Origin of the sequence: Lutibacter sp. (genome assembly GCF_013041805.1) — a bacterium.
Lineage (GTDB): Bacteria > Bacteroidota > Bacteroidia > Flavobacteriales > Flavobacteriaceae > Lutibacter.
Genome location: NZ_JABDRI010000053.1, coordinates 1 through 12,186 on the forward strand (window position 1 = coordinate 1; position 12,186 = coordinate 12,186).

At 29.2% G+C, this 12,186-nt stretch carries 11 protein-coding genes; 4 read left to right on the plus strand and 7 right to left on the minus strand.

Annotation, left to right across the window (positions count from 1 at the left end; all coding sequences use genetic code 11):
• Nucleotides 1–993 (plus strand): TonB-dependent receptor (locus HKP59_RS07110; RefSeq protein ID WP_291804971.1); only part of this gene is annotated, 993 nt, incomplete at its 5' end.
• A gap of 41 nt (nt 994–1,034) precedes the next feature.
• Entirely contained in the window at nt 1,035–1,355 is a 321-nt protein-coding gene (locus HKP59_RS07115) for a DUF962 domain-containing protein (RefSeq protein ID WP_291804973.1), read from the plus strand.
• 391 nt (nt 1,356–1,746) lie between these two features.
• On the opposite strand, the gene hutH is transcribed toward HKP59_RS07115, so the two are convergent.
• The gene (gene hutH, locus HKP59_RS07120; RefSeq protein WP_291804975.1) at nt 1,747–3,255 is read right to left on the minus strand and encodes a histidine ammonia-lyase; all 1,509 of its coding nucleotides are present in this window, start codon (nt 3,253–3,255) and stop codon (nt 1,747–1,749) included.
• Nucleotides 3,256–3,387: 132 nt separating this feature from the next.
• Here hutH and HKP59_RS07125 point away from each other — a divergent pair, with 132 nt between their 5' ends.
• Entirely contained in the window at nt 3,388–4,758 is a 1,371-nt protein-coding gene (locus tag HKP59_RS07125; RefSeq protein WP_291804977.1) for a redoxin domain-containing protein, read from the plus strand.
• Between the two features lie 13 nt (nt 4,759–4,771).
• Entirely contained in the window at nt 4,772–5,782 is a 1,011-nt protein-coding gene (locus HKP59_RS07130; protein ID WP_291804979.1) for a TlpA disulfide reductase family protein, read from the plus strand.
• A gap of 57 nt (nt 5,783–5,839) precedes the next feature.
• On the opposite strand, the gene HKP59_RS07135 is transcribed toward HKP59_RS07130, so the two are convergent.
• The 6 genes from HKP59_RS07135 to HKP59_RS07160 all read right to left on the minus strand — a co-directional run.
• Complete coding sequence (locus HKP59_RS07135) at nt 5,840–7,372, minus strand: NAD(P)H-hydrate dehydratase (protein WP_291804983.1); 1,533 nt, start codon at nt 7,370–7,372, stop codon at nt 5,840–5,842.
• Between the two features lie 54 nt (nt 7,373–7,426).
• Nucleotides 7,427–8,380 carry an acetyl-CoA carboxylase carboxyltransferase subunit alpha gene (locus HKP59_RS07140; RefSeq protein ID WP_291804986.1) on the minus strand — a complete coding sequence of 318 codons (954 nt, stop codon included), beginning with the start codon at nt 8,378–8,380 and terminating at the stop codon, nt 7,427–7,429.
• A 39-nt stretch (nt 8,381–8,419) separates the two neighbouring features.
• The gene (locus HKP59_RS07145) at nt 8,420–9,316 is read right to left on the minus strand and encodes an EamA family transporter (protein ID WP_291804988.1); all 897 of its coding nucleotides are present in this window, start codon (nt 9,314–9,316) and stop codon (nt 8,420–8,422) included.
• Nucleotides 9,303–10,391 carry an LptF/LptG family permease gene (locus HKP59_RS07150; RefSeq protein WP_291804990.1) on the minus strand — a complete coding sequence of 363 codons (1,089 nt, stop codon included), beginning with the start codon at nt 10,389–10,391 and terminating at the stop codon, nt 9,303–9,305. Before HKP59_RS07150 ends, HKP59_RS07145 begins: the two co-directional genes overlap by 14 nt.
• Before the next feature lie 6 nt (nt 10,392–10,397).
• The gene (gene tgt, locus HKP59_RS07155) at nt 10,398–11,528 is read right to left on the minus strand and encodes a tRNA guanosine(34) transglycosylase Tgt (protein WP_291804993.1); all 1,131 of its coding nucleotides are present in this window, start codon (nt 11,526–11,528) and stop codon (nt 10,398–10,400) included.
• 50 nt (nt 11,529–11,578) lie between these two features.
• Nucleotides 11,579–12,186: pseudouridine synthase (locus tag HKP59_RS07160; protein WP_291804996.1), on the minus strand; the 608-nt coding region annotated here is incomplete at its 5' end.

Here is a 12,186-nt window from a genome sequence, read left to right on the forward strand (position 1 = left end):
TATTGGAGGAGAAATGAAGATATGTATTTATTTTTAAGACAGGATCCTTCATTTTTTAGAAATTTACATATTTCAAACAAAATTGGAGTTGAAAATAATGTTGTAATTAATTCTAACTTAGGTAAAACAGGTATTGGTTTAGATGTTTCTAGATCTTTTTTACTAAGTAATAATTTAGGTGACCGAAATAGAACAAGTATTACCGGGTTTTTAGAGCATAGATTTGAGTTTTTTAATGAATTATTAGATATTACACCGGGCGTGGCTGTAGGCTATTATTCAGATTTTGAAACAAAAGCATTTCCAGGTTTAGATGTTGGTTATAGAATTTCAGATAATTTAAAACTTTATGGAAATATAGGTTATACATATCGAGTACCAACTTTTACTGATATGTTTTATGTTGGGCCAACTACAATTGGAAATCCGAATCTAGAGCCTGAATCTGCTTTATCTGAAGAACTTGGGCTTACCTATAGTAATAAGAACTTTTCGCTTAATATCGCTTTGTTTAATAGGGATTCTGATAATTTAATTGATTGGACAAAAGATAATGAAGATGACAAATGGGAAACTAGAAATTTTAGTGAGGTAAGTACTCAAGGTTTTGAGACAGAAATTAGTTATAATTTTAATATAGGGATTCAAAATCAAAAATTAACTATTGGATATAGTTTTATTGATGATGATATTAAAGACAATAATGTACAGTATACTAGATATTCTTTAAATAGTATGAAACATCAATATAATTCAAGTTTTACATCAAAAATAACTTCGAATATCAGTCATAATATTTTGTATAGATATGTTGAACGAACTGATGGAGAAAGTTATAGTGTTATTGATATTAAATTAATAGCTAAAATGAATAAAAACATTGAGTTATCATTAATTGGGAATAATATTTTTAATGCAGAATATACTGAAACTAATTTAGTGCCTATGCCAAAAGGAAATATAATGGTTGGTTTTAATTATAAATTTTATTAATTGAAAAATTTATTTTTGTAACTAGTTTTAAAGAGTCAATTATGGAAAATCAATTAAAATCATTTGAAGAGTTTTATCCATTTTATTTAAAAGAGCACAGTAATAAAATTTGTAGATTGTTGCACGTTATTGGGACAACTTTTGTTTTAGCACTATTTCTAACTGCAGTTATTCATTTAAACCCGTACTGGCTTATTTTTATTCCTATCACTGGTTATGGATTTGCTTGGGTAGGTCATTACTTTTTTGAAAAAAATCGACCTGCTACATTTAAATACCCTTTATGGAGTTTAAAATCTGATTTTAAAATGTATTATGAGATTGTTACTGGTAAAATCTCATTAGATTCATCGAAAGATTAATTTTTATTAAAATTAGTTTTGGCTATTGTTAAAATATAATGAAATAACACGTATATTTTATAGTATTTTTAGTAAATTTTGAAATACCTTAAAAAAAACATATAAAATCTACCTCTAAACGTTAAAATATTATTAAAAACATAATATATTTTTGTGGTGTAATTTAAAGATATCGTATCTTTGCACTAGAAATAACTATCTAAAATAATTTATTATGAAAGTAAATAAAAACGTTAAAAACCAGGATAATAAAAGGAAACTTGTTTTAGTTGATTTCAGAAATGCAAAAAGCATAGCATGGAATAATAAAAGAAGATTCGGAATTTAAAAAGAAGCACATAATTATTTGAGAAAAAAGCGATAGGTTTACCTATCGCTTTTTTTATATAGATTAAAATAATTCTTCTGTATCTATTGTTAAATCTTGTATAAATGTAACTGTTTTTTTAATTTCTGTACTTAATACAATATCATTTTCAATAAAAGGCACTTCACTTCTGTACATTTTTAAGAATGATTCTAAAAAAGGAGATGTTTTTACGGGTAATCTAAAATATAAAGCCTGAGATGCGTTAAACAATTCAATGGACAGAATAGTTTCAATATTGTCTACTAATTGTTTTGCTTTTGTAGCTGAATTGGCCCCCATACTTACGTGATCTTCTTGTCCATTACTAGATACAATCGAATCAATTGAAGCGGGTGTTGCTAATTGTTTATTTTGACTTACAATACTAGCTGCAGTGTATTGTGGAATCATAAAACCACTGTTCAACCCTGGATTTTTAACTAAAAAGGGAGGTAAGCTTCGAAGCCCTGAAACTAATTGAAATGTTCTTCTTTCAGAGATACTTCCTAATTCAGCCATTGCGATGCTTAAAAAGTCAAATGCTATTGCTAGTGGTTGTCCATGAAAGTTTCCACCAGAAATAATTTCATCAGTTTCTGAAAAAATATTAGGGTTGTCGGTTACTGAATTAATTTCGGTTAAAAAAGTTTTTTTACAATATTCCAGGGCATCTTTACTTGCGCCATGAACTTGAGGCATACATCTAAATGAATACGGATCTTGTACGTGCTCTTTATATTGCTCTATTAACTCACTTCCATTCAAAAATTCACTTATTCGTTCTGCAGTTTTGAGTTGTCCATTATGTGGTCTTATTTGATGGATAAGTTTGTTAAATGGTGAAATTCTCCCATCAAAAGCTTCTAACGATAAAGCACCTATTAAATCAGCTAAATATGAAAGTTTAAATGATTTTAAAATTAATGAAACTCCGTAGGCTGTCATAAATTGAGTTCCATTGAGCAATGCTAAGCCTTCTTTAGATTTTAGTTCAATTTTATCCCACGAAAATATATGTTGTAGTTCTTCACCCGAAATCCGTTCATTATCATAATGTACTTCACCTTTTCCTATTAATGGTAAAGCTAAATGTGCGAGTGGTGCTAAATCACCTGAGGCTCCTAATGATCCCTGTGTGTAAATTACGGGGATTATATTGTTATTATAAAATTCAATAAGACGTTCAACAGTCTTAAGTTGAACACCTGAGTGTCCATAGCTAAGAGATTGAATTTTTAGAAATAACATTAATTTTACAATATGTTTTGGAACTTCACTACCGGTTCCGCAGGCATGACTCATTACCAAATTTTCTTGCAATTGTTGTAAATTATTTTTATCAATTTTCACATTGCATAATGAACCAAATCCAGTATTTATACCATAAATTGGAAATGAATCTGATTTAATTTTTTGATCTAAATAATTTCTGCAATTTTCAATTTTCTCAATAGCTTCATTTGAAAGTTTTAATTTTTTTTCTGAAAGTATTAATTCGTGTAGCCTTTGAAAATCTACTATTTTGGAATCTATAAAATGTATATTATTCATTCTGTATTTATGTAATCTCAAAATTCACCAATCGGTTTGATATATGCAAATATATTGTTAAAGTAATGTTATTTTTATTTTCTTTAATAATAAATTTTATCTTTGGTAGCTGATTCATAAAATTTAAATTAAATGAAAAAATTAGTTTTATTAGTATTGCTTATTTCAGCTATTTCTTGCCAGAAAAAAGCAATTGTAGATTATTCAATTATTTCGGGAAAAATTGAAAATGTTAGTGGAGAACTTTCTTTAAATAGTGCAGATGGATCAGTTAAAAAAGTTCTTGCTGTTTCAGATGACGGAACTTTTTCTGATACTATAAGAGTTGATGTAGCTAGATATTTGCTATACGATGGAAAAAATAGAATGACTGTTTATTTAGATAAGGGAAACACTATTAATATAAATTATGATGCAGCTAATTTTGATAATACCTTATTAATTTCAGGTAAAGGATCAGAAGTAAGTAACTATATTCTAATTTCAGGAAAAAAAGAAAAAGAATTAAGAGGAGAAGGCACTAGCTTATACTTATTGGAAGAAGATGAATATAAGCAAACAATAGAAAAAATTAAATTGGCATCAGAAGAAATTTTAGATGCTACAACTGGAATTTCAGAAGCATTTAGAACTAAAGAAAGAAGAAACCTTAATTATGCTTATTTAAGTCAACTTAGTATTTATGAGCGCTACCATGCTCATTATGCTGAAAAACCAGAATTTAAAACTTCAGAAGGTTTTTTGAATGAGTTGGATGAAGTTGATTATTCAAATGAAGAAGATTTTGATTTTTCGCAAAGTTATCGAGATTTATTAACATCTCATTTTTATGATGAAGCAGCATTGATAGCAAAAACCGATTCACTAGAAGAAGATATTGCTGTTTTAAAAAGTATTTCAAAGTCTAAAAGTGAAACGATAAAAAATAGTTTGTTATTTGAATATGCAAAATACGGAATTACATATACAGGCGATTTCGAAGAATTTTACACTATTTTTATGGCTAATTCTACAAATGAGGCTAATAATAGTGAAATTACCAAAAGCTTTAATAAATTAAAAAGTGTTGCGAAAGGACAACCTTCTCCAACTTTTGAAAATTATGAGAATTTTGCAGGAGGAACAACATCTTTAAGTGATTTAAAAGGGAAATATGTGTATGTAGATGTTTGGGCAACGTGGTGTGGACCTTGTAAAAGAGAAATACCTTATCTACAAAAAGTAGAAAAACAATATGAAGGAAAAAATATTCATTTTGTAAGTCTTTCTGTTGATAAGTTAAGTGATCACGATAAGTGGCAAAAAATGGTTGGAGAAGAACAATTAGGGGGAATTCAATTATTTGCAGATAATAGTTGGAAATCTAGTTTTGTGGAGGAATATTTAATAAAAGGGATTCCACGTTTTATATTGATTGATCCAAAAGGAGATATTGTATCATCTAATGCTCCTAGACCCTCTGATACTAAGTTGATTGATTTGTTTAAAGAATTAAATATTTAATAGAAATAAAAAAATGAGAAATTTAAGTTGGATTTTTACAGTATTGATATTGATATCTTGTAAAAATGAGAGTGTGGATTTTGTAACTTTAAAAGGGACAGTTAAAACAGAGAATTTAGATAAATTTAAGTTGGAAAACAGAACCTATTCTAAAGAAATTACAGTTAAAGAAGATGGTAGTTTTTCTGATACTTTAAAAGTTGAAGAAGGTATTTATATCATGTCTAACGGGAATGATAGAGTTACTGTTTTTTTAAAAAATGGATATGATTTAAGTTTGGCATTTAATGGAGATAAATTCTCTGATGGAGTTTCATTTGAAGGAGTTGGAGCTGAAACAAATACGTTTTTAGATAATAAACGGGAATTTTATATGAGTGAAATGGGAGATCCAAAAACATATTTTAAACTAGACAAAGAAGAATATGAAGCTAAGATTGCTGAAGCTAAAGCTACTTTACAAGGTTTTAGAGATTCCACTACTAATCTGGATTCTACTTTAAAATCTATGGATTTGAGAAATGATCAAAGTTTCTTAGGGTATGTAACCTCTAATTATGAAAAAAATCATGAGAATTTAGTACGTTTTGCAAAAGGAAAGAAATCTCCTATTTTTAATAATTATGAGAATCATAAGGGAGGTACAACATCTTTATCAGATTTAAAAGGGAAATATGTTTATCTAGATATTTGGGCAACTTGGTGTGCACCTTGTAAAGCTGAAATTCCTTTCCTGAAGCAAATAGAAGCAGAATTTCATGATAAAAACATTGAATTTGTAAGTATTTCTGTTGACAAGGAAAATGCTCATGATACTTGGAAAAAAATGGTGGAAGAAGAGAGTTTAGGGGGTATTCAGTTATTTGCTGATAATAATTTTGAATCTGAATTTATAACTGAGTATGGTATAAATGCAATTCCACGGTTTATTTTGTTAGATCCACAAGGTAATATTGTTGATTCTGATGCATACCGACCATCCAATCCACAATTGAAAGAATTATTACTAGAATTAGGACTTTAACTATATTTTTTAAAGGATCGCTGAAATTTCAGCGATCCTTTTAGATTACAAAGATGGTTATTCTTCATCTTTATCTTCTTCAGTTTCTTGATTAAATAAATCTAAAATAGCTTGAGGTAAGTATTCTAAAATTGAAGAAGCAATAAAGGTTTCATAACTTGTATCTTGAATTGCTATATCAGCTGTTTTTCCATGCAAATACACTCCAAGTATGGCAGCATTTTTAGGCTTGTAGCCTTGTGCAATTAATCCTGTGATTATTCCTGTTAAAACGTCTCCGCTTCCTGCAGTTGCTAATGCTGGATTTCCAGTCGAATTAACATATATGTTATCCGCTTGGATTATAATGGTATGAGCACCTTTAATGACAAGAATTAAATTATATTTTATCGAAAATTTGATAGATTTATCTAATTTATCATAATCATTATCCCATTTGCCAATTAAACGCTCTAATTCCTTTGGGTGAGGTGTTAGAATAGTATCCTTTGGTAAATTATCCAAAAGTGTGTCATTCATTGATAATAAATTAATAGCATCTGCATCTAACACTAATGGGAGTTTATTTTCTTTTAAGAAATTTTCAAAACCAAGTGCAGTTTTTTCATCTGTTCCCATTCCCGGCCCAATTCCAATAACTGTTGCATTTGTTTTAACATTATAATAGCTAAGTAAAGCATCATTATCAACTTCAACCATAGCTTCAGGAATTGAAGTTTGAAGGATATTGTAACCACATTTTGGAATATAAGCTGTTACTAATCCACTACCAATTTTTAACGCAGCTTTTGTGGACAATACAACTGCACCAATTTTACCAAAACTACCACCAATGACAAGAGAATGCCCATAATTACCTTTGTGTGACCATTTATTTCTTGGTTTGTATAGTGGTATAACATCACTTTTAGTAATAAAATGCGTTTTAGGGTTTAATTCACTAATAAAAGTTTCATCCAACCCAATATCTAATACTTCCCATGTATTGATATAATCTTTATTTTCAGGAAGTAAGAAAGCTAATTTTGGAGTTTGAAATGTTAAGGTATGACCGGCTCTTAAAACTGAATTTTTATCAGAAACCGTTTTATCATCAAACAATCCAGATGGGAAATCAATGGCTAGTGTAAAAACTTTAGTACTGTTAATATATTGAATTAATTTTTTTGTAAAGCTAGCAGGCTTTCTAGTTAGTCCATTCCCAAAAATGGCATCAATTACAATATCTTCATAATCCACTTTGGGAAAATCAGATTCATTGGAAATTACTTTAGGCCATTCACCGAGCTCTTTTAATCGATTGTAATTTGCAAGAAATCCATCAGATCTTTTATCGCTAAAGTTTACCACGTAGCAATTTACATTATACCCATGCTGTATTAAATGTCTAGTTATGACTAAGCCATCACCACCATTATTACCTATACCACAAAATATATGTATTTTTATTGGCTGTCCTTGCAATCGACTATGAAGCCATTCAAAACATTTTGTAGCAGCATATTCCATTAAATCAATTGATGAAATGCTTTTGTTTTTAATGGTTGCAGTATCTGCTAAAGATATTTGTTTAGAGGAAAGAATATACATATGGTAAATTTAATAAAAAAACCTCTCTAATTAGAGAGGTTTTTTTATTAAATATTATCCTTTAAATACACCCATATTGGCATATTTGTCCATTCGTTGTTTTACCAATTGTTTTGGAGTTAAATCTTTTAGCTCATTATAGGTTTTGAGAATTGTTTTTTCAACTTCCTTAAAAGCACCTTCACGATCGAAATGTGCTCCTCCAAGAGTTTCTTTAATAATTCCATCGATTAACTTTTGTTTTTTCATGTCTTCAGCAGTTAATTTTAACGCATCAGCAGCAATCTCTTTATATTCCCAACTTCTCCATAAAATTGAAGAGCAAGATTCAGGTGAAATTACAGAATACCAAGTGTTCTCCATCATATAGACTTTATCACCTACCCCAATACCTAAAGCACCACCAGAAGCTCCTTCACCAATTACAATTGTAATTATTGGTGTTTTTAGACGAGTCATTTCTAAAATATTCCTTGCAATAGCTTCTCCTTGTCCACGTTCTTCAGCTTCTAAGCCTGGGTAAGCACCTGGCGTATCTAATAAAGTTACAACTGGGATGTTAAATTTTTCAGCCATTTTCATAAGCCTTAAAGCCTTTCTATAACCTTCAGGATTTGACATTCCAAAATTTCTATATTGGCGAGTTTTTGTATTATATCCTTTTTGTTGCCCAATAAACATGAAAGATTGTTCACCAATTTTACCTAAACCACCAATCATCGCCTTATCATCTTTAACAGTTCTATCTCCATGTAATTCCATAAAGGTATCTCCGCAAATGGCATTGATATAATCTAATGTGTAAGGTCTATCTGGGTGACGAGATAACTGAACTCTTTGCCAAGCAGTTAAGTTTTTATAGATGTCTTTTTTTGTTTTTAGTAACTTTGCTTCAATGTTTTTACAGGTTTCACTTACATCAACATCACTATCTTTTCCTATTAAAACACATTTAGTAAGTTGTTCCTCTAATTCTTTTATTGGTAATTCAAAATCTAAATATTCCATATTTTTAAGTTTGAAACTAATTACAAATATAATAACTTATCAATTTTGAAGGTTATTATATGCTTTTTTTTTATTTTTTATAATTCCATTAATAATCACCGTAATAACAATTATTATTGCTCCAATATAAAATTCTAAACTCATTTTTTCTTTTTCTCCAAAAAATAGTACGGCTAAAATAATACCATATACGGGTTCTAGATTTACAGTGAGCATGACTGTATATGGTGTTAGATATTTCATAATTTTAACTGAGACCACAAATGCATATGCTGTACAAATGCTACTTAAGATTAAAAGATAAAATAAATCTGAATTTTTTAACGCAAAATCTTGAATGGAGAAATCATTCGTTAAAACTACAAAAATGCTAATAAAACCAACTCCAAAAAGCAACTGGTAAAATGAAATCACTTCAGCTTCGTGTTGTTTAATATATAGGCCATTTAATACTGTAAATAGTGCGGATAAGAATGATGCTATTAAGGCATAAATGATACCCCAGGTATATTGGCTTTCAATATTAAAAATTAAATAAAGTCCAGCAATTACAATGAGTCCAAAAAATAATTCTATTAGTATGAGTTTTCTTTTAAAGAATAAAGGTTCTATTAATGAAGTGAATAGTGCACCAGTGCTCATAGCAACTAGAGCTATAGATACATTAGCAACTTTAATAGCTGTAAAAAATGCTATCCAATGGAGTGCTATGGTTATTCCAGTGAACAAGAACTTAAGTAATGCTTTAGGTGTGGTTTTAAGTGATTTTTTTTTAATTAAGAAATAGAGTAGAATAAAAACCACTGCAAATAGCATTCGGTACCATACTAGTGGAATAGCATCTACGCTAATTAATGCACCTAAAATAGCTGTAAATCCCCAAATGAAGACTAGAAAATGAAGATGTAAATAATTATTTAATTTAGTTTTTGGCATTCTTCAGGTATAAATAAATTGCTAATGCTCCAAAAATAATATTTGGAGACCATACCATTATAAATGAATTTGTATCTGCTCCAGCTCCAAGTACTTCAGCAATTTTCAAGAAAAACACGTATACAAACATAAGTGATATACCAATTGCTAGGTTAATACCCATTCCTCCTCTTCGCTTTTTTGATGCCAATGCAACTGCTATAAATGTTAATATATACGATGAAATTGGCAAGCTTGTTCTTTTATGATATTCAACTAAATATGAATTTAGATTTTTAACTCCTCGTTCTTTAGATTGTTCAATAAAATCATTCAATTTAAAGGAGGTCATTTCTTTCGCTAAATAATCTACGTTAATTAGATCTTTCGGATTAAATGAAAAAGTAGTATCTAATTTTGAACCATATTTGATACTATCTTTTTCTTTCAAAATGAACCTTTTTCTATAATTTGTTAAAGTAAATGTGCTATCTCTTTTATTCCATTTAATATTATCTGAAAATAATTTATATACTAACTTATTTCCTTCAAATTTTTCATATGAAAAATTATAACCTCTGTCTACTGCAATTCTATAGCTTTTTAAAAAAATATAATCATTAGGTCCTAATTGTAAATTAATATTTGTTAAATTATCTTCATTTAATTTTTTCTTTTTTAGATAGGTCCTATTAAATTTCTCATAAATTTTATTACTTCGGGGAACTATAAAATGATTCATTAACAAAGCAAATACAGTAATAATTGTAGCTCCAATAAAATAAGGCCTCAAAAACCTAGTAAATGATATTTTTGCTGAATGTATAGCAATTATTTCTGTATTACTAGCTAGTTTTGAAGTGAAAAATATGACTGCGATAAAAAGTGCTAAGGGTAAAAATGTATTACCGAATATGATTACAAAATTCACATAATAGTCACTAATGATTTCACCAATAGATAAATCAGCGTGTCTAAGAAACTTATCTACTTTTTCCGATACATCAATTGCAATTGCAATAGGCAATAATAAAATTAATACTAAAGCTACAGAGCTTAAGTATTTTTTTAATATATATTTATCAAGTATTTTCAATTTCTGTTATAGTCTTTTGTCCATTTGTTTTACCATTTGGTTTTTCCATTCAGTAAAATCACCTGCTAATATATGCTTTCTGGCTTCACGAGTCAACCACAAATAAAATCCTAGATTATGTATGGAAGCTATTTGTTTTCCTAATAATTCTTTTGATGCAAATAGATGACGCAAATAGGCTTTTGAATACAAAGTATCTACAAAAGTAATTCCCATTTCATCTATAGCAGAAAAATCATTTTCCCATTTTTTATTTTTAATATTAATTGTTCCTTGAGCTGTAAAAAGCATTCCATTTCGCGCATTTCTTGTAGGCATAACACAATCAAACATATCTATACCTAAAGCAATATTTTCTAAAATATTTACAGGTGTACCAACTCCCATTAAATATCTTGGTTTATCTTCAGGAAGAATTGCAGTAACAACTTCAGTCATTTCATACATTTCTTCAGCAGGTTCTCCAACAGAAAGTCCTCCAATTGCATTACCTTCAGCACCTACAGATGCAATATATTCAGCAGATTGTTTTCTTAAATCTTTATAGGTGCTTCCTTGAACTATGGGAAAGAATGCCTGACTATAATCGTATTTAAAAGGTGTTTTTTCTAAATGAGTAATACAACGTTTTAACCAACGATGTGTCATGTGCATAGAACGTTTTGCATAGCTATAATCACAAGGGTAGGGCGTGCACTCATCAAAAGCCATAATAATATCAGCTCCAATAGTACGTTGAATTTCCATTACATTTTCAGGTGTAAAGGTATGGTACGAACCATCGATGTGACTTTTAAACTTAACTCCTTCTTCTTTAATTTTTCTTCTTCCAGAAAGAGAATAAACTTGGTAGCCACCACTATCAGTTAAAATATTACGATCCCAATTCATGAATTTATGTAATCCACCGGCTTGCTCCAAGATTTGAGTCTTTGGTCGTAAGTATAAATGATAGGTGTTTCCTAAAATTATATCAGGATTAATTTCATTTTTTAATTCGGTTTGGTGAACACCTTTTACAGTACCAACAGTACCCACGGGCATAAAAATTGGAGTTTCAATTTTACCGTGATCTGTAGTTATGATTCCTGCTCTCGCTTTGCTTTGAGCGTCTTTAGTTTTTAATTCAAAATGCATAGTTGGCAAAGATACAGAATAGGATTTGTTTGGAATAATTAAAGTAATAGTTATCTACTCTTTTTCCTGTTTCCTTTAAAAGAGTATTTTTTTTTGGATTTTTTGTTAATTTTTAGGTTGTCTTTGGAAGCTTCTTCTGTTTTTGAGGAAGATGCAATCATTTTATTAATTAGTTGCATTTCTTCTGCAGTTAATTCTCGCCATTGATCAACAGCTAGATTCCCTAAATTAACATTCATAATTCGCGTGCGCTTTAATTTAGTTACTTCAAAATCTAAATACTCACACATTCTCCTAATTTGCCTGTTTAACCCTTGAGTTAAAATAATTTTGAATGTATTTTTATTAAGCTGTTCAACGAAACAATTTTTAGTAATAGTACCTAGAATAGGAAGTCCATTGCTCATTTTTTGAATAAATTCTTTACTAATAGGCTTATTTACAGTTACAATATATTCTTTTTCATGATTATTTCCTGCCCGAAGAATTTTATTTACAATATCTCCATCGTTAGTTAAAAAAATCAATCCTTCACTAGGCTTATCTAACCTTCCAATAGGAAACAAACGTTGAGGATGGTTGACATGATTAACAATATTATCTCTCTCTTTTGAATCTGTAGTAGACACTATACCTACAGGCTTATTTAGAGCAATAT